This window comes from Streptomyces humidus (assembly GCF_014649655.1).
GTDB classification, from domain to species: Bacteria; Actinomycetota; Actinomycetes; order Streptomycetales; family Streptomycetaceae; genus Streptomyces; species Streptomyces humidus.
This window is the reverse complement of record NZ_BMTL01000053.1, coordinates 1-17469: the sequence shown is the minus strand read 5'-3', so window position 1 is coordinate 17469 and position 17469 is coordinate 1. Positions and strand designations below refer to the sequence as shown.

16 protein-coding genes are annotated in these 17469 nt (G+C 74.8%); all 16 read left to right on the top strand.

From position 1 onward, the window contains the following. Window positions 1-366 precede the first annotated feature (366 nt). Entirely contained in the window at window positions 367-621 is a 255-nt protein-coding gene (locus tag IE239_RS38250) for an acyl carrier protein (protein ID WP_190154060.1), read from the top strand. Next, window positions 618-3854, top strand: a complete 3237-nt coding sequence (locus IE239_RS38245; RefSeq protein WP_190154059.1) for a non-ribosomal peptide synthetase — start codon at window positions 618-620, stop codon at window positions 3852-3854. The genes IE239_RS38250 and IE239_RS38245 overlap by 4 nt, the downstream gene beginning before the upstream one ends. Next, window positions 3851-4582 carry an alpha/beta fold hydrolase gene (locus IE239_RS38240; RefSeq protein WP_190154058.1) on the top strand — a complete coding sequence of 244 codons (732 nt, stop codon included), beginning with the start codon at window positions 3851-3853 and terminating at the stop codon, window positions 4580-4582. The genes IE239_RS38245 and IE239_RS38240 overlap by 4 nt, the downstream gene beginning before the upstream one ends. Then, window positions 4579-5319 carry an SDR family NAD(P)-dependent oxidoreductase gene (locus IE239_RS38235; RefSeq protein ID WP_190154057.1) on the top strand — a complete coding sequence of 247 codons (741 nt, stop codon included), beginning with the start codon at window positions 4579-4581 and terminating at the stop codon, window positions 5317-5319. The genes IE239_RS38240 and IE239_RS38235 overlap by 4 nt, the downstream gene beginning before the upstream one ends. A 6-nt stretch (window positions 5320-5325) precedes the next feature. Continuing rightward, window positions 5326-6615: a glutamate-5-semialdehyde dehydrogenase gene (locus IE239_RS38230; RefSeq protein ID WP_190154056.1), complete on the top strand. Its 1290-nt coding sequence runs from the start codon at window positions 5326-5328 to the stop codon at window positions 6613-6615. Window positions 6616-6839: 224 nt separating this feature from the next. Continuing rightward, on the top strand, window positions 6840-7118 hold the full coding sequence (locus tag IE239_RS38225; RefSeq protein WP_190154055.1) for an acyl carrier protein: 279 nt from the start codon (window positions 6840-6842) through the stop codon (window positions 7116-7118). Continuing rightward, window positions 7115-8482, top strand: a complete 1368-nt coding sequence (locus IE239_RS38220; RefSeq protein WP_190154054.1) for a TrpB-like pyridoxal phosphate-dependent enzyme — start codon at window positions 7115-7117, stop codon at window positions 8480-8482. Before IE239_RS38225 ends, IE239_RS38220 begins: the two co-directional genes overlap by 4 nt. Next, window positions 8472-9731 (top strand): acyl carrier protein, encoded by a 1260-nt coding sequence (locus IE239_RS38215; RefSeq protein ID WP_190154053.1) that lies wholly within the window; start codon window positions 8472-8474, stop codon window positions 9729-9731. The genes IE239_RS38220 and IE239_RS38215 overlap by 11 nt, the downstream gene beginning before the upstream one ends. Next, window positions 9731-11245, top strand: coding sequence for a class I adenylate-forming enzyme family protein (locus IE239_RS38210; protein ID WP_190154052.1), 1515 nt, complete (start codon window positions 9731-9733; stop codon window positions 11243-11245). Before IE239_RS38215 ends, IE239_RS38210 begins: the two co-directional genes overlap by 1 nt. Further along, window positions 11229-12545, top strand: coding sequence for a type III PLP-dependent enzyme domain-containing protein (locus tag IE239_RS38205; RefSeq protein WP_229878673.1), 1317 nt, complete (start codon window positions 11229-11231; stop codon window positions 12543-12545). The genes IE239_RS38210 and IE239_RS38205 overlap by 17 nt, the downstream gene beginning before the upstream one ends. Further along, complete coding sequence (locus tag IE239_RS38200; protein WP_190154051.1) at window positions 12545-12817, top strand: acyl carrier protein; 273 nt, start codon at window positions 12545-12547, stop codon at window positions 12815-12817. Before IE239_RS38205 ends, IE239_RS38200 begins: the two co-directional genes overlap by 1 nt. Continuing rightward, a complete protein-coding gene (locus tag IE239_RS38195; RefSeq protein ID WP_229878672.1) occupies window positions 12814-14022 on the top strand; it encodes an acyl-CoA dehydrogenase family protein in 1209 nt (402 codons plus the stop codon). The genes IE239_RS38200 and IE239_RS38195 overlap by 4 nt, the downstream gene beginning before the upstream one ends. Further along, window positions 14015-15169 (top strand): acyl-CoA dehydrogenase family protein, encoded by a 1155-nt coding sequence (locus IE239_RS38190; protein ID WP_229878671.1) that lies wholly within the window; start codon window positions 14015-14017, stop codon window positions 15167-15169. The genes IE239_RS38195 and IE239_RS38190 overlap by 8 nt, the downstream gene beginning before the upstream one ends. Beyond that, window positions 15166-15801 carry a 4'-phosphopantetheinyl transferase family protein gene (locus IE239_RS38185; RefSeq protein ID WP_229878669.1) on the top strand — a complete coding sequence of 212 codons (636 nt, stop codon included), beginning with the start codon at window positions 15166-15168 and terminating at the stop codon, window positions 15799-15801. The genes IE239_RS38190 and IE239_RS38185 overlap by 4 nt, the downstream gene beginning before the upstream one ends. Then, window positions 15798-16808 (top strand): hypothetical protein, encoded by a 1011-nt coding sequence (locus IE239_RS38180; protein WP_190154049.1) that lies wholly within the window; start codon window positions 15798-15800, stop codon window positions 16806-16808. The genes IE239_RS38185 and IE239_RS38180 overlap by 4 nt, the downstream gene beginning before the upstream one ends. Beyond that, on the top strand, window positions 16805-17308 hold the full coding sequence (locus IE239_RS38175; protein ID WP_190154048.1) for a flavin reductase family protein: 504 nt from the start codon (window positions 16805-16807) through the stop codon (window positions 17306-17308). The genes IE239_RS38180 and IE239_RS38175 overlap by 4 nt, the downstream gene beginning before the upstream one ends. Window positions 17309-17469 lie beyond the last annotated feature (161 nt).

Sequence of the window (17469 nt, the reverse complement as noted above, 5' to 3'; positions counted from 1 at the left end):
CGCCTTCCCGGTTCCGGTTCCGGCCGGCGGGCGCACGGCTGAACCGCGCCCGCCCGCCGAGGCCGGCGGCGCGCACGCCCCCGCCGGTCGGTCGCCGCCGCGGCCTGCCTTCCCTCTCTCGAAATCCCTGTCAACAAATCCCTCTGCCACCCTTTTCTGGCTTTCTCATCGAGAAATCCGATGACGCCCCATCGAAAAACTCGATGACGTCCCATCGAAGAACTCGATGACGTCCCATCGAGAAATCCGATGACGGCCCATCGAAGAATTCGATGCCGTCACAAACACTGCTTGACCGCTCATCGGCAATCGTTGAATCATCTTTCAAGCGTCATAAAAGCAACCGTTGCCTGAGGAGCCTGATTAATGAACCGTACGGACGACGTGACCGGCGGCGACATCGTTTCGGCGGTCAGGAGGTATGTGCGTGTGCCTTTCGACGACCGTTCCCCGCTGGCCGAGGTCGGACTGGATTCACTGTCCCTGGTGCGGATCGCCAGTGAGCTGATACCCGACCCGGACCAGGAGATCGATCCGACGGGCCTCGCCGCGGTCCGCACGGTCGGGGATCTCCAGCAGTGGCTGCGTCAGCTTCTCGGGCCTGCGGAGAGCGTGCGATGACCGTCGCGCCGCAGCTCGCCACCCTGCCGCTGACGGCGGCCCAGCAGGGCCTGCTCGTCGTGCACGGCTCGGTGCCGGTCCCGCACCTCTACAACGTCGTGGCCGAGCTGGAACTGGACCCGGCGCTCGCCCCCGCGGACCTCGGCCCGGCGCTCCGCGCCGTGCTGGCCGTCCAGCCCGCGCTGCGCCTCGCCGTGCGCGAGCGGCCCACCCCGCACGCCGAACTGGGAACCGTCCCGGACGAGGCGCCGCTGCGAGTGGTCCCGACCGACGCCGACGGCTTCGACCGGCGGCGCGCCGAACTGCTCGAGCAACTCGGCGGCCACGCCTTCGATCTGGAGCGGCCCCCGCTGCTGCGGGCGGTACTGCTGCACACCGTCGACCGGTCCCGCTCGACGCTGCTGCTGGTGGTGCACCACCTCGTCTTCGACGGGTTCTCGCTGCGCCAGTTCGTCCGCGACCTCACCTCGGCCGTGCGCGCGGACCTCGACGTCGACCGGGTGCGGGTCGCCCGTGAACGGGCCCTGTGCCGGGAGCTGGCAGCGCAGCTGTCGGCCGCCGACGAGGAGCACGTCGAGCGGACGGCCGCCGAACTCGCCGACCGGCTGCGCGCGGCGCCCGCCACCGTGCTCCACCCCCGGCCGAACCGGCCCGCGACCACCGCTTTCACCGGCGCCCGTCGCGAGATCCGGCTCTCCCCGGAGCGTTCCCGGGCCCTGGGCGAGGTCTGCGCGGCGCTCGGCGTCAGCCCGTTCGTCTTCTTCTCGGCCCTCTACGCCGCGCTCCTCGCACGGCACTCGGGCAACACGTCGGTCGTCTTCGGCAGCCCGGTGCTGGCCCGCCGCACGCTGGGCTCGCTCGACCTGTGCGGCTTCTTCGTCAACACCCTGCCGCTCGTCGTCGACGTCGACTTCGACCAGCGCTTCGACGTCTTCGTCACCGAGACGGTCCGGGCCGAGACGGACCGGGTCAAGAGCAGCGCGGCGGTCTCCTTCGACCGCGTCGTGCGCCTGGTCGCACCGGACCGCTCGACCAACCGCAACCCGGTCTTCTCCTGCATGCTCGCGATGCAGGACGCGACCGAGACGCAACCCGGCCCGGCCGTCCTGCGGGTGCGCGAGCACGGCAACGGCACCGCGAAGTTCGACCTCTGGCTGGGCGTCACCCCCGGCCCCGACGGCTGGCTCCTCGAGCTGGAGCACGACCGCGAGCTGCTGCCCGAACCGCTCGTCAGCGCGCTGGCCGACTCACTGACCGGCCTGCTGGAGAAGGCCGTCGAACGCCCCGGCACGGTCCTCGCCGAACTCTTCGAGGACGCCTCGTCCGCCCAGTCCCGCGCCCACGACGGCTTCTGGCGCCGGCCGGCCCACCCGGACCTGCGCCGCTGGGTGCGCGCGGGCCTGGCCCGACGGCCCGAGGCGACCGCGGTCGAGGAGGACGGCCGCCGTGTGACCTACGGCGAGCTGGAGGAGCTGGTCCGCTCCGCCGCGGCGGGTCTGGCCCGGCGCGCAGTGGGCCCCGGCACCGTGGTCGGCCTGACCACGGTGACGCTGGTGGACACCGTCGTCGCCGTCCTGGCCGTGCTCGAGCGGCACGCCGTGTTCCTGCCGCTGGACCTGACCCTGCCCGGCGAACGGCTCGCCTACATGACCGGCAAGGCCGGCTGCTGGCTGGTCGTCGGCCGCGGCGCCGTCGACGGCGCCCGGGTCGTGGCGCTGAGCGAACTGACCGCTGCCGGCGACGCCGACACGCCGCCCGCCGGCGGGGCCGCGACGGGCGACGGCACCAGCACCGTCCGCACCGGCACCGGCAGCGGCGACGGCACCAGCACCGTCCGCACCGGCACCGGCAGCGGCGACGGCAGCGGCGACGGGGTGTACATCATGTTCACCTCCGGCTCCACGGGGCGCCCCAAGGGCGTGCTGATGGGCAACGGTCCGCTGGTGAACCTCACCGCCTGGCAGCTCGACGCGCTGGACATGGACGAGCGCACCCGCTTCCTCCAGTACGCCCCCCTCGGCTTCGACGTCTCCTTCCAGGAGATCGTGCCCACCCTCGTGGCCGGCGGGACCCTGGTCTCCCGCGAGCCGGCCGACCGCAGGGACCTGCCCGCGGTGCTCGCCCGGGTCAGCGCGCTGCGGATCACCCACGTCTACCTCCCCGTCGCCGCCCTGCGCCCCTTCACCCAGGCCGCCCAGGACGCCGGGGACGCCCTGCCGCAGCTGCGCCACCTGTGCGTCTCCGGGGAGCAGCTGCTCCTCGACGACGGCATCCGGCGCTTCCTCGCCGACCGGCCGCACATCAGCCTGGTCAACCTCTACGGCCCCACCGAGACGCACGCCGTCACCACACACCGGCTCACCGGAGCCGGACCGTGGCCGAACCACGTCCCGATCGGCCGCCCGATCACCCACACCACCGCCCACGTGGTGGACGCCACCGGCCACCTCGCCCCCCTCGGCGTACCGGGCGAGCTGCACCTGGGCGGCGCCTGCCCCGCGCACGGGTACGTCGGCGACCCCGCGCGCACCGCGGAACGCTTCCTGCCCGACCCGCGCGGCGACCGGGACGACGCCCGCATGTACCGCACCGGCGACCAGGTGCTCCGCGACGAGCAGGGCACGCTGCTCTTCCTGGGCCGCGACGACGACCAGGTCAAGATCCGCGGCTACCGGGTGGAACTCGGCGAACTGGAGACCGCGGCCGCCGCCCACCCCGACGTGCGCCTCGCGGTGGCCGCCGTCCTGGGGGAGGGGGCCGACCGGCAGCTGGCGCTGTTCTTCGTGCCGCAGGACGGCCGCTCACCGCTCCCCGACGACGTGCGGCGCCAGGTGGCCGACGCGGTCCCGGGATACATGGCGCCCTCGCGGGTGTTCGAGGTCGCTTGCGTGCCCCTCACCCGCAACGGCAAGGTGGACCGCCCCGCCCTGCTGAAGGAGGCGGAAAAGGCCGTCCGCGAGGAGGCCGCAACCGGCGGCGGGACCGTCACCACGGCGCAGGACCCGCTCGAAGCGTGGCTCCAGCACCTGTGGGGGGAACTGCTCGGGCGCGCCGACGTCCCCGTCGACCGCTCGCTCCTCGACTACGGCGCCCACTCGCTCAACGTGATGACCGCGCGCGCCGCGATCGAGGAACGCCACGGCGTGCAGATCCCGGTCCTCGACTTCTTCCTCGACCCGACCATCCGTGCCCAGGCCGGCTGGATCACCCGATCCCGCGACGGTGCGCGATGACCGCCCCCACCTGCGACACGCGGCTGCTGGTCCTGCTCGCACAGCGGCCGGGCCCGCTGGACAGCCTGCTGATCCACCCGGCGGGCGGCGGCCTCGCCCAGTACCTCGGCGTCGCGAGCCGCCTCGCCCGGCACGGCACCGTGCACGGCATCCGCGCCGACGGCCTGCTGGCCGGCGAGGAACCCGACGACAGCGTCCCGGAGATGACCCGCAGATACCTCGGCCTGGTGACGGGGCTGCCGCGCCGGCCGAACCTGCTGGTCGGCTGGTCGCTCGGCGGCGTCATCGCCTGGGAGCTGGCGGCCCGGCTCGCCGAGGACGGACCGGCGCCCGCCGTCGTCCTCATCGACAGCTTCCCCGAGCGGGAGAGCGCCGGCGACACCGTACGCGCCGACCTGCTGTCCGCCGTGGAACGGTCCGTCGCCACCCTGGGCGGCGGCCGCGACTCCGCCCGGGCGCGGGCCACCGCGCTGGCGCACATCAGGGCCGGCGCCGCCCACCGCACCGAGGCCCGGGGCGCCGGGCCGGCCCTGCTGGTCGCCTGCGAGAGCGAGCACCGCGCCCGGCAGATCGACCGCTGGCGGAGCCTGGCCGGCCGGCTGGCCGTACGCCACCTCGCCTGCGGGCACTTCGAGGTCTTCGACCCCGCTCACCAGAGCGCTCTGCTCGGGCACCTGGACGAGTTCCTCACCCGTACGACCCCCGCGGCACAGGAGTACGCGCGATGACCCGACCCCGTCCGCTCGCCGTCGTCACCGGCGGCACCCGCGGCATCGGACTGGCCCTGTCCCGGCGCCTGGTGCGCCTGGGATACCGCACCGTCGCCCTGTACCGGGCCGACAAGGAAGCCGCCCGGCGGGCCGCCGGCGAACACGGCCTGATCGCCGTGCGGGCCGACGTCGCCGACAGCCACGCGGTGCGCGCGGCCGCCCGGCACATCCTCGCCGAACACGGCACGCCGCGGGTGCTGGTGAACAACGCCGGCGTCAACATCGACCGCCCGTTCCTCGACCTCACCGAATCCGACTGGCAGCGCGTCCTGGACACCAACCTGTCCGGACCCTTCCACCTCACCCAGGCGTTCGCCCCGGCCATGCTGGCCGCAGGGGACGCCACCGTCGTCAACGTCGGCGCCACCACCGGCATCCGCCCCCGGCTCGACGGCGTCAACTACGCGGCAGCCAAAGCGGGGCTGCTCCAGCTCACCAAGTGCCTGGCCCTGGAGCTGGCGCCCGCCGTCCGGGTCAACTGCCTGATCCCCGGAATGACCGAGACCGAGGAGCTCATCACCCGGTTCCGGCTGAACGAACCCCGGCACCGCGCCGCCGTCCTGTCCGAGATCCCGCAACGTCGCATCGGCTCCACCGACGACATCGCCGACGCCCTGGAGTACCTCGTGGGCCCGCTCAGCGGCTATGTCACCGGCCAGAAGCTGATCGTCGACGGCGGCCAGTACATGTGGTAGGAGATCATGACCGACGCACTGCTCACATCCGCCCGCGCCGCCCTGGCGGCCGCGCCGCCGACCGGCGACCCGGCGTACGCGCGCTACTGCCGTGAACTCGCCGAGCGCCTGGCCGACCACTGGCCGGCCGTCCTGAAGGCCAACGCGCAGGACGTGACCCTCGCCGGGGAGCGCGGCCTGTCCCCCGTCCTGCTCGACCGGCTGCGGCTGACCGACGCCCACCTCGGCCGGCTCCAGCAGCTCACCCGTGCCGCCCTGTCCGAACTGGCCGAGGTGACCGCCCCCGACGCCGGGGTCCCCGTCGGCGACTGGGGGGTACGGCTGCGCACGCCCAAGCCGCTCGGCGTGGTGTTCATGGTGTACGAGGCCCGGCCCACGGTCACCGTGGAGGGCGCCCTGCTGCCCGTCGCCGTCGGCAACGCCGTTCTGCTGCGCGGCGGCAAGGAGATCGCCCGCACCAACGGGGCGCTGTCCGTCGTGGCCCGTGAAGCCCTGGAGGCCGCGGGACTCCCGGCCCACCTGGTCACCGTCCTCGACGATCCCGACCGGACGCAGCTGCGCGCCCTGCTGAAGCGGCCCGACGCCGTCGACGTGCTGATCCCGCGGGGCAGTCCCTCGCTCATCGACTACTGCCGCAGCGCCTCCTCGATCCCGGTGATCGCCAGCGGCGGCGGCGTCAACCACCTCTACGTGCACCGCAGCGCCGACCTGGACCTCGCCGCCGAGGTCGCCCTGGACAGCAAGCTGCCGGAGCCGACCGCCTGCAACACCGCCGAGATGCTGCTCGTCGACGCCGAGGTCGCCGGCGATCTGGTGAGCGCGATCCTGCGCGCCGCCGAGCGCGACGACCGGCAGGTGGCCGTGCGGCTCGACCCGCGGGTGCCGCGGCCCGGCGGACGGACCGGCCACCGGCCCTGGCGCATCGAGGACCTGCACGAGCACGACCTCGGCCGGGAGTTCCTGGACGCCACGATCGGCGTGCGCGCGGTCGACGGCCTGGACGAGGCGCTGGCCCACATCCGGCGCTACGGCTCCGGACACACCGAGGGCGTCCTCGCCCGGGACGCCGGCGTGAGCGCAGAGTTCACCCGCCGGGCCGACGCCGCGGCGATCGTCGTCAACGGCTCCCTGCGGCTGCACGACGGACCCACGCTCGGCCTCGGCTCCGAGATCTCCATCAGCACCGGCCGCATGCACGTGCGCGGCCCGGTCACGCTCGGCTCGCTCGTCACCCACAGCTGGGTCGTCGAGGCGCGCGGCACGCTGCGCAGCCCCCTGACCGCGTCCCGGCCCTGACCTCCCCAGCGCGCCGGGCCCTCCCCAGCGCGCCGGGCCCTCTCCGGCCCTCTCCGGCCCTCCCGGCCCTCTCCGGCCCTCCCGGCCCTCTCCGGCCCTCTCCGGCCCTCCCGGCCCTCCCGGCCCTCCCGGCCCTCCCGGCCCTCCCGGCCCTCCCGGCCCTCCCGGCCCTCCCGGCCCTCTCCGGCCTTCCCGAAGCCTTCCCGACCCTTCACGGAGGAACCATGATCACCCAACTGGACCGCGCCGCGGTCACCGAATCCGTCAAGCGCGTGGTCATCGCCGAGTCCCGGCTGTCCCTGCGGCCTGCCGACATCGAAGACCACGAGCCGCTCAACGGCGAGATCCTGCGCGTCAACTCCCTCGGGTTCGTGGGCATGCTGGTGCGCCTGGAGGACGAACTCGACATCGTCCTGCCCGACGACCTGTTCGTCGGGCGCAGCTTCCACACCGTCCACGACCTGATCGAGATCGTCCTGTCCGCGGCGCAGGCGTCCCGATGAGCCGTGCCGAACCGCCCGCCCGCTGGCGCAGCGTCCTGCCGCACCTGGACGAGCGGCTGCCCGCAGACCGTACGCCCCGGACCGCGGGGGGCGGCAGCGTGCAGGTCAACCTGCCGATGGCGCTGGTGCGCCAGAGCGTGCAGCTGAAGGAGTACTGGGAGATCCCGGCCGAGGTCGCCGACGCCTACCGGGCGTTCCGGCCCACGCCGCTGTGGCGGGCCCAAGGCTTCGAGCGCGCGGTCGGGGCGCGGGTGCCGGTCTACGTGAAGTACGAGGGCGGCAACATCTCCGGCAGCCACAAGCTCAACACCGCCCTGGCGCAGGCCTACTACTACGCGCGGGCCGGTGTGCGCGAACTCGTCAGCGGCACCGGCGCCGGGCAGTGGGGCACCGCCCTGGCCGCTGCCTGCGCCATGTTCGGCATGAAGTGCACCGTCTTCATGGTCGGGGGCAGCCTGCGACGCAAGCCGTACCGGGGCACGCTGATGCGGACCCTCGGGGCCACCGTGCACGCGAGCCCCAGCCCGCTCACGGAGGTGGCCCGGCGCGCCCAGGGCGACGTCAACAGCCTGTCGCTGGCCATCGGCGAGGCGGTGGAGTACGCCGCCCGCACCGAGGGCGCGGCGTTCTGCATCGGCAGCGGGGAGACCTACAGCATCCTGCACCAGTCGGTGATCGGCCTGGAGGCCGCCGACCAGCTCGCCGGCCTGGAGGCGTCGGTCGACGCGGTGGTGGGCTGCGTGGGCGCGGGCTCCAACTTCGGCGGGATCGCGCTGCCGTTCTTCTCGGCCGCGGCCGCCGCGGGCGAGAAGCCGCCGCTGCTGGTGGCCGCCGAGTCCAGCACGACGCCCAAGCTGACCCGCGGCACGTACGCCTACGACCGTACGGACGCCACCGGCACCGGGCCGATGGAGGCCATGTACACCATCGGCAGCTCCTACCCGATCCCCGACTCGCACTCGGCCGGGCTGCGCTTCCACGGCGCGGCGAAGGTGCTCTCCGCGATGCGCCACCGCGACCAGATCGCGGCCACCGCCGTCGGGCAGGTCGAGGCGCTCGACGCAGGCCGCCGTTTCACCCGCGGTGAGATGGTGCTGCCCGCCCCGGAGTCCGGTCACGCGCTGGCCGCGGCCGCGCGTCTGGCGGGCACCGGAGCCGAGGGGAACAACGGCCTGCTGCGCGCCGAGAAGGGCGTGGTGGTGTGCGTCAGCGGCCACGGCTACCTCGACCTGGGGGCCTACCAGCAGTTCCTGGACGGCGAGCTGAGCGAGGAGGCGCCCGACCCGCAGGCGCTGCGCCGCGCCGTGGGCGGTCTGGAGCCGGTGGAGCAGCTGGCGGGGGCGGGAGCCGTTCATGTCCGCTGACCTCGCCCCCGCCTCCGTGCCCGCGTCCCCTTCCGTCCCCCTGCCCGCCTCCGCGTCACTCCCCGCCTGCGTGCAATGGCCGCTGTTCGACTGCGTCCAGGTCAACCTGGCGATCCTGGCCGAACGCTGGCACGGCCCGGGAACCCATCTGGACCTGGGCGCCGTGCTGCGCTTCCGCCCGCTGCCGGGGCCCGACGCACTGCCCACGGTGGAACGTTGCGCCGCCGACCAGCTCGGCGAGACGGCCCAGCGCCTCGGGCTCGCCGTCCTGGACCGCCGCACCACCGCGCCGGGCGAGGCCCTCACCCCGGCCGAGGGCCGCTACGTGGTGGCCGACGCCTTCCACCTGCCGTGGGTGCCCTACGCCGGGCGACGGCACATGGAGCACAGCTTCCTGCTGGAGCCGGCCGGTGACGCCGACGCCGTCGTGCTGGACGGCTACCACAACGAGACGCCCTGGGGCAGCGCCCGCCCGGTCCGCCGTCCGCTGAGCCGCGCCGCACTGGCCGCCGCCCTGCCCGGACCGGCGCTGGCCGTCACCCTCGCCCCGGCCGGACGTCCCCCCGCCCCGGCCGCGGCCGAAGTCGACCTGGCGGACGAGGAGACGGCCGCCCGGTACGTCGCCGCGTACGCGGAGCACCCCGACCGGCGCGCCGCCTTCGACCGGCTCACCCTGGAGACCTGGCTGCTGGCCCGCTCCCGCAAGCTGCACGCCCACTTCCTGCGCTCGCGCGGCATGCTCGCCGACGACACCGCGGCCCTCGCGCACGTCGAGGCGTGGGAGTCGCTGGCCGAGAGCGTGTACCTCGGCTACCGGCGGGTGGAGCGCGGCCGGCCCGAGGCCCGGGAGGTGTTCACGCGCCTGGCGGAACAACTCGGCCGGGACCGCGAGGCGTTCGGCCCCGCGACGGTCCGCGCGGCCGTGCCGCCGCCGGCCGACGCGACGCCCCTGCCCGCCCCGCTGCGGGCCCGCGTCGCGGCCGCCGCGGGCGCCGTGCTCAAGGCCGACCCGGCGGCCCTGCTCGAGGGGCGGCCGCTGGCGGACGTCCCCGGCTTCACCTCGTTCCGGGTGGTGGAGATCGTCGAACGCCTCGAACGCGAGCTGTCCGTCGAGTTCGACGCCGACGACCTCGTCCCGGAGAACCTGCACCACGTCGACGGCATCTGCCGCATCGTGCTGCGCGCCCTGCCCGCCGGCACGGCGGCGCCGCAGCCCGCCCGTCCCGTCGCACGCACCGGAGGGAACTGATGTCCGCCCACGCCGACCTGCTGCACGAACTGCTCGACCGGGCAGCCGCCCAGTGGCCCGAGCGGCCCGCCGTGACCAGCTGCGGCCACACCCTCAGTTACCGCGAACTCGACGCGGCCTCCCGGCGGCTGGCCGCCTGGCTGCACGCCTGCGGACTGCGGCGCGGCGACCGGCTCGTGATCTGCGCGCCGGGATCCACCGCCCAGCCCGCGCTGGTGTACGCCGCCTCCCGGGCCGGAGTGGCCTTCTCACTGCTGCACGAGCAGGTCCACGGCATCCAGCTCGACCACGTCCTCGACGACTGCGAGCCCGCCCTGCTCATCACCGACGCGCCGCACTCGCAGTCGGCCGCGCAGCGCCGCGGGGTGCGCACGGCCGGCACACGGGCGGTGGCCGCGGTGGCCTTCACCGGCTCGCCCCCGCCGCGGGATCCGCCGCCCGGCCCGCTCACGGTCGACCCCGTGTGCCTGATCTACACCTCCGGCACCACCTCGCTGCCCAAGGCCGTCGTCAGCACCCACCAGCAGCTGACGTTCGCCGCCACGGCCATCCAGTCGGTGCTGGAGTACCGCCCGGGCGACGTCGTCTACAGCCCGCTGCCCCTGTCCTTCGACTACGGCCTCTACCAGCTGTTCCTGTCGGCGCAGGCCGGCGCCCACGTGGTGATCGGCCGGCCCGCCGAGGTCGGTCCGGCGCTGCTGGGGAACCTGGTGCGCACGGGCGCCACCGTGCTCGCCGCCGTCCCGTCCGTGGCCGACGCCCTGGCCCGGCTGCTGCGCCGGACCTCCCGGGAACGGCCGCCGCTGCGGCTGCTCACGAACACCGGCGCGGCGATGCCGACCGAGACGCTCAAGGCGCTGCGTTCGGCGCTGCCGGGGCTGCGGGTGCAGCTGATGTTCGGTCTGACGGAGTGCAAGCGGGCCACGATCATGCCGCCCGACGCCGACCTGGAGCGGCCCGGCTCCAGCGGGCGCGCGCTGCCGGGCACCGAGGTCTTCGTCGTCGACGAGGAGGGCCGCCGCAGGCCTGCGGGGGAGGTCGGCGAGATCGTGGTGCGCGGCCCGAACGTCATGGCGGGGTACTGGCGCCGCCCGCAGCTCACCGCGCAGCGCTTCCACCGGGTGGAGGGCCTGCTGCCGCAACTGCACACCGGTGACTACGGGTGGGTGGACGAGGAGGGATACCTGTACTTCGAGGGCCGGCGCGACGACATCTACAAGGAGAACGGTTTCCGCGTCAGCGCCACCGAGGTCGAGGCCGCCGCCCGCCGCATCCCGGCGGTCAGCGAGGCCGCCGTCCTGCCGCCGCAGAGCCCGTGCCCCGCGGTGCTGTTCACGGTCGGCGAGCTGTCGCCCGCCGAGGTGCTCCAGGGCCTGCGCGAGCAGATCGAGGAGTTCAAGATCCCCCGCCACTGCCTGGTCGTCGACGCGCTGCCGCTGACCGGCAACGGCAAGGTCGACCGCAAGGCGCTCGCCGCCCTGACGCAGGAGGCGTCCCGTGTCCGGGCCCGGTAGCACCGCCCGGCCGGCCCCGCCGGTGCCGGACGACGTCCTGACACGCCTGCCCACCCCGGCATACGTCTACGACCTGGCCGAGGTCCGGCGCAACCACGCCATGCTGGTGGAGGCGCTGCCGGGCGGCGCGGGCCTGTACTACTCCCTGAAGGCCAACGCGCACCCGTCCCTGCTGGCCGTGCTGCGTGAGCGCGGGGCGCTGCCCGAGGTGTGCTCCACCGGCGAGCTCCAGGCCGCGCTCGGGGCGGGCTGGCCGGCCGCGGACGTCCTGTACACCGGTCCGGGCAAGCGGGACGAGGAGATCGGCCACGCGCTGCGGCTGGGTGTGCGGACGTTCTCCGTGGACTCCCCGTACGCGATCGGGCAGCTGGACCGTCTGGCCGGCCGGGCCGGCGTCGCCGCGCGGTGTCTGCTGCGCGTCAACGACGACCAGCCGGTGCCGGGCCAGGGCCTGGCGATGACCGGTGTGGCCTCGCAGTTCGGCGCCGACACCCGGTGGGTGCTCGACCGGCCGGAACTGTTCGCGAGCCGGCCGCACGCCGAGGTCGTCGGCCTGCACCTGTACATGGGCACCAACCTCGGCGAAGTGGACGCGCTGGTGGGCCAGTTCGCCCGTTCGCTGCGCACCGCCAAGACGCTGACGGCGGCCCTGGCGGGGCACGGGGCGCGCATCCGCGTCCTGGACCTCGGCGGCGGCTTCGGCGCGCCGTTCGCGACGGAGGGCGAGCGGATCGACCTGTCGGGACTGCGGCCGCGGCTGACCGCGCTGCTCGACGCGGAACTGCCCGGCCGGCACGCCGACGGCACCCGGGTCGTCTTCGAGTCGGGCCGCTACCTGGTGGGCACCGCCGGGGTCCTGCTGACGGCCGTGCTCGACGTGAAGCGGTCCCACGGCAAGGACGTCGTCGTCCTGGAGTCCGGCATCAACCACCTCGGCGGCATGTCGGGACTGCGGCGGCTGCCCGCCCTGAACCCGCGCCTGGTGCCGCACGGCGCCCGGACCGACGGCGACGGCGGCCCGCTCCTCGACACCCTGGTCACCGGCCCGCTGTGCACCCCGCTCGACACCTGGGCGCGCGCCGCGAAGCTGCCCGCGCTCGCCCCCGGCGACCTCGTCGCCGTCCCCAACGTCGGCGCGTACGGGCTGAGCGCGAGCCTCGTCGCCTTCCTCGGCCATCCGCTGCCCGCGGAAGCCGTCGTCGACGGCGACCGTCCCGGCGCGGCCCCCGAGATCACCCGGATCCACCTGACCCGCACCACCGTCCCGGCCCCGGCCGGCACCGACCCTGGAGTGAAGTGATGGACGCCCGTTTCACCGAACTGCTCACACCGTTCCTGAAGTTCCTCGGCGAGCAGGAGATCACCCCCGACACGTCGCTGCGGGAGCTGGGCCTCGACTCGATGCAGGCCATCGAGCTGCTCTTCGCCATCGAGGACGCCTTCGGCGTGACCCTGCCGGACGACGACATGAACGACGACACGTTCGCCACCGCCGGCAGCCTGTGGACCGTGGTGCGCGCCGCGCTCGACGCGCGGTACGCCGCGGACGAGGCCCAGGTGACGGCCGCGTGAGCGCGCCGACGTTCGCCCCCGCGCGGCCGGCCCCGGCCGCCGGGCCGCTGACCGCCGCGGGACTGGCCGACCGGGTGGCCCGGGTCGCCGCCGTGGCCGCCGAGCACCTCGAACGCACCGACCGGGACGCGTCGTTCCCGCTCGAGGCGCTGGAGGAGATGCGTCGCAGCGGCCTGCTCGGCCTGCTCGTCCCCGAGTCGCACGGCGGCCTCGGCGGCAGCACCGACGACGTGGTGACCGCCGGCATCGCCCTCGGCCGGGCCGACATGTCCGTGGCGATGATCTTCGTGATGCACTGTCAGCAGGTGGCCGCGGTCGTGCGCTACGGCAACCAGAGGCTGCGGGACGAGCTGCTGCCCGAGATCGCCGGAGGCCGGATGTACCTGGCGTCCGTCACCACCGAGGCCGGCAAGGGCGGCCACCTGCTGAGCAGCGAGTCGGCGCTCGCCGCACGCGAGGGCGAGCTGCTGCTGGACCGCTTCGCGCCGATCGTCACCGGCGGCGAGTACGCCGACGGCTTCCTGGTCACCATGCAGAGCCCGCCCCCGTCCTCCCCCAACCAGGTGTCGCTGGTCTACGCCCACCGCGACCAGCTCACCGTCGAACGGTCGGGCGACTGGCAGCCGCTCGGCATGCGCGCCAGCCACAGCGTCGCCCTGCGGCTGACCGGCACGGTCCCCGCCCATCAGGTGGTGGGTGAGCACGGCGCGTTCCGCACCATCGTGACCACGGTGTTCGGGCCGATGGCCCATCTGGGCTGGTCGGCGTGCTGGCTCGGCACCGCGGCGGGCGCGCTCTCCCGCGTCGTCAAGCTGCTGCGCTCCCCGCAGAGCCGCGGGCGCGTCGACCTGGACTCCGAACTGCTGCTGACCCGGCTGTCCCGGGCCCGGCAGCGGATCGACACGGTGCACGCACTGCTGGACCGCGCCCGGCAGGTCGTCGCGACCGCCGACGACCTCAGCGTGCCCCGGGTCCAGCTGCTGCTCAACGCGCTGAAGATCACCGCGGCGGACGAGTGCTACCGGGCCGTCGACGACCTGGTGGACGCCGCCGGGATGCGGCACGGCTATCTCAAGGACTCACCCACCCGCCTGGAACACAGCCTGCGGGACCTGCGCTCGGCCGCCCTGAACTACAGCAACGACCGCCTGCACCTGGTCGACGGCAAGCTCGCCCTGCTCGATGCGGAGGTGCGCCTTGCCTGACCTGATCGAGGCGGATCGCGCCCCGACCGCGCGTCACCGCCCCCGCGCGGCCACCGCGCTGGCCGCGCTTCCCGCGACCGCACCGGTGTCCGAGGTGTGGGCGGCGCTCGGCGCGGCGGGCGTCCTGACCGGCCTCTACGACCACGACGGCCCCGGCCCGGGGACCACCGCCACCTTGGACCCCGCACGGCTCGCCGACCTCATCGGGGCCGTGGACGCCCGCGGCGACAACGGCGTCACCCTCAGCGTGCTGGTCCAGGCGGCCGGCGCACTGCCGGTCCTCGCCGCCTGCGCCCCCGCCACGGGACCCGTACGGCAGGCGCTCGACGAGACGCTGTCCGGGGCGGCGACGGTGGCGCTCGCCGCCACCGACAGCGCCGCGCCGGGTTCGGATCTGGCCGGCCTGGGCACCGAGGTGGACATCGGACCGGACGGGCTGCTGCTCACCGGCGGCAAACGCTGGATCACCACCGCGTGCGCCGCCGACCGGCTGCTGGTCCTGGCCCGGCACCGGCCCGGCCGGCACTTCACCAGCTTCACCTGGGTGCTCGTGCCCGCCACGGCACCCGGCGTGCGCGTGCGCCCGGCCGACAGCGACCTGCTCGGGGGCTCGGCCACCGGGCACGTCGAACTCGACGGCGTACGGCTGCCGCCCGACCACATCGTGGGGCGGCCCGGACGCGGCATGGCAGTCTTCGCCCGGCACATGGGCACCGAACGCCTGGCGGGCGCCCTGTGGGCGGTGGCGCTGACCAGCAGGGTGCTCGCCGACACCAGGCAACGGCTGACCCGGCGGCACTGCGACGGGCGGACCCTGTGGCACCACGACGCCGTGCGCCAGCGCTACGCCGCCTGCCTGGTGCAGGTGCGGCAGCTGCGCGCGCTGTGCGAGAGCCTCGGCGAACGGGTCACCCGCCGCCAGGACCTCGCGGCGGCCGCCCTGCTGAAATCCGCGGCCGGCCTCGTCGCCGACCCCGTGCTGGCCGCCTGCGCCCAGCTCCAGGGCGCCGACGGCTTCGCCCGCGACGGCGCCCAGACCATCCGCAGCGAGGCAGGCGTCCTGGGCGTCGGCGGCGGCGTCACCGAGGTGGTCCTCGCCGCGGTGGCCGATCACGCGGACACCCTACTCACGGAGTTGCGCTCATGACTCTTCTGACGCTCCAGGTCACACCCGGTGTCTGGGTGGCGCGGGGCGAACGCGGCCGGTGGGCCCGCCCCGACCCGCACCCCCACGACCGGGCGGCCGCGGCCCTCCTGCCCCGGTGGCGGGTGCAGGAGTTCCTCGCCAGCCGCGCCCTGCTGCGCCACCTGCTGCGCACCACGCTCCCGGAACTGGCCGACGAGCCGGTGCTCGCCGAGGAGCAGGGACGCCCCGTCCTCGCCGGAGCCCCCGGCACGGGCATCAGCATCTCCCACGACGGAGACGCCGTCGCCGTCGCCGTCGCCCGGCACCGCCAGGTCGGCGTCGACGTCCAACAACCCCCCGACAGCGTCCCCGACGCGTTGCTGCGCCGCTGCCTCGGCACCCACACCCCGCAGGTCGCCACACTGCCGCAGCGCACACGGGCAGCCGAGTTCGCCTGGGTGTGGACCGCCCAGGAAGCCTGCGTCAAAGCGGCCGGGACCGGACTGTCCGGCCGGCCGTGGGCGATCGACATCCGGCCCGGCCGCCGCCGCGGACAGTGGCACGACTTCCAGTGGATCAGCCTGCGCGACCTCTCGCGGACGCCGTTGAGCTGCGCCTTCTCCGCCCCTCGCCCTGACTTGGACACCTCGTGAACCCGACCGGCGCGCCGGCCACGATGCCGGACCTCAGCTGCTACACGACGAACCTCCTCGCCCACCTGGCGCCCGACGTGCCAGGCGTGCGGCGCCGGTTCGCCGAAGGCGTCCGGCTCGCCGTACGCCTGGACCTGCCCCCCGGCGAACTGGCCTTCTCCCACCACCCCCGGGTGGACCGCACCGGGGACGGCCGGGAGCTGGCCTACCGCGGCGCGGCCGGCTGGCCGGCGGCCCGCGCCGCGCTGCTCGACACCCTGCACCGCGAGCAGCGCGTCCTGGCCACGGGCAACACCCGCCATCTGCCCTGGGCGGCGGCCCACGGGCGGGCGGACGCCCCGCACTGGCTGCTGATCCACGAGCACCGGGCGGGCCGCTGGCGGGTGGCCGACCACTTCACCGCCCTCACCCCCTTCGGCGACCAGGAACCCTTCCACGGCTGGATCGGCGACGCCGATCTGGCCGCGGCCCTCGCCCCCGTGCCGGACCCGCCGCCGGAGACGGTGCGCCGCGACCGGCTCGCGCTCGGCCAGGAGACACCGCTCCCGCCCGCCGGGCACTACCGATGGCTGACCTGGCAGGCCGCACCCCCCGGCGACGGCGCCGCACCCGGCCCGGGAACCTGGAGCCTTCGTCTGGAGACGTCGCTGGCGGCGATCACCGGCGCCTTCCGCACCGACGCCACCGTGCTCGCCCGGTACGTCGACGACCTGTGGGCGGCCGCCCGCCACCACACCTACGCGCTGGCGTTCGCGGTGGCGGACGGCCGGCTCCACCCGGAGTCGGGCGCGGCCGCGTCGGCGGCCTGGGGCGAACTGCCCCGCACGCTGCGGTTCGCGGCCCAGTCCGCCGCGCGAGGCCGGCCCCGCCCCGGCGTCGTCGACCGCGCGGTCGAGCAGCTGCTGAGCGCCCGGCAAGCCCTGGGCGCGGACCTCCCCCCAGAGAGGACGATCATGGAACAGACCCTGCGTGACACCGGTGGCCCCGAAGGCGGGGAGCACCGATGACGACCGAGAGCCTGCTGTCCGCGCCTGCCGGAGTGTCGGGCGAGGCGTTCCGCCACGCGATGGCCCGCTTGCCCACGGGCGTCGCGGTGATCACCGCACAGGGCCCCGACGGGCCGGTCGGCTGCACCGCGAACGCCGTCATGTCGCTGTCGCTGCGGCCACCGGCGCTGCTCGTCTCGCTGTCCACGGCGAGCCGGACGCTGGAACAGGTCCTGGCGAGCGGCGCCTTCGCGGTGAACGTGCTGGCGTTCGGCGACCGGCACCTGGCCGGGCAGTTCGCGACGGGCACCGCGGCCCAGCGCTTCGACGGCGTGTCCTGGCACCCGCAGCACGGCGTCCCGGTGCTGGCGGCGGCCTCGGTGGCCGCGGTGTGCGACGTCAGCAACTCGGTCCGCGTGTTCGACCACACTCTCGTCGCCGGCGCCGTGACCTGGTCGCGCGCCGACGAACGGCCGCCCGCCGTGCTGTACGCGGGGGGCCGGTACCCGGCGGGCGGCTGACGCCTTCCAACCGCGTTCCCGCCCCGCCCCGCCCCCACCGAGGAAGGCAATCTCCCATGCGCAGACCTGTCGTACTCATCGCTGAAGAGCTGTCGCCCGCGACCGTGGACGCACTCGGCCCGGACTTCGAGATCCGGCACTGCAACGGAGCCGACCGAGCC

Bases quoted from the DNA above. Each gene is read 5' to 3' on its own strand.
- IE239_RS38230 (WP_190154056.1), top strand. From the start codon at position 5,326: ATGACCGACGCACTGCTCACATCCGCCCGCGCCGCCCTGGCGGCCGCG.
- IE239_RS38225 (WP_190154055.1), top strand. From the start codon at position 6,840: ATGATCACCCAACTGGACCGCGCCGCGGTCACCGAATCCGTCAAGCGC.
- IE239_RS38250 (WP_190154060.1), top strand. From the start codon at position 367: ATGAACCGTACGGACGACGTGACCGGCGGCGACATCGTTTCGGCGGTC.
- IE239_RS38185 (WP_229878669.1), top strand. From the start codon at position 15,166: ATGACTCTTCTGACGCTCCAGGTCACACCCGGTGTCTGGGTGGCGCGG.
- IE239_RS38240 (WP_190154058.1), top strand. From the start codon at position 3,851: ATGACCGCCCCCACCTGCGACACGCGGCTGCTGGTCCTGCTCGCACAG.
- IE239_RS38235 (WP_190154057.1), top strand. From the start codon at position 4,579: ATGACCCGACCCCGTCCGCTCGCCGTCGTCACCGGCGGCACCCGCGGC.
- IE239_RS38215 (WP_190154053.1), top strand. From the start codon at position 8,472: ATGTCCGCTGACCTCGCCCCCGCCTCCGTGCCCGCGTCCCCTTCCGTC.
- IE239_RS38245 (WP_190154059.1), top strand. From the start codon at position 618: ATGACCGTCGCGCCGCAGCTCGCCACCCTGCCGCTGACGGCGGCCCAG.
- IE239_RS38200 (WP_190154051.1), top strand. From the start codon at position 12,545: ATGGACGCCCGTTTCACCGAACTGCTCACACCGTTCCTGAAGTTCCTC.
- IE239_RS38220 (WP_190154054.1), top strand. From the start codon at position 7,115: ATGAGCCGTGCCGAACCGCCCGCCCGCTGGCGCAGCGTCCTGCCGCAC.
- IE239_RS38210 (WP_190154052.1), top strand. From the start codon at position 9,731: ATGTCCGCCCACGCCGACCTGCTGCACGAACTGCTCGACCGGGCAGCC.
- IE239_RS38175 (WP_190154048.1), top strand. From the start codon at position 16,805: ATGACGACCGAGAGCCTGCTGTCCGCGCCTGCCGGAGTGTCGGGCGAG.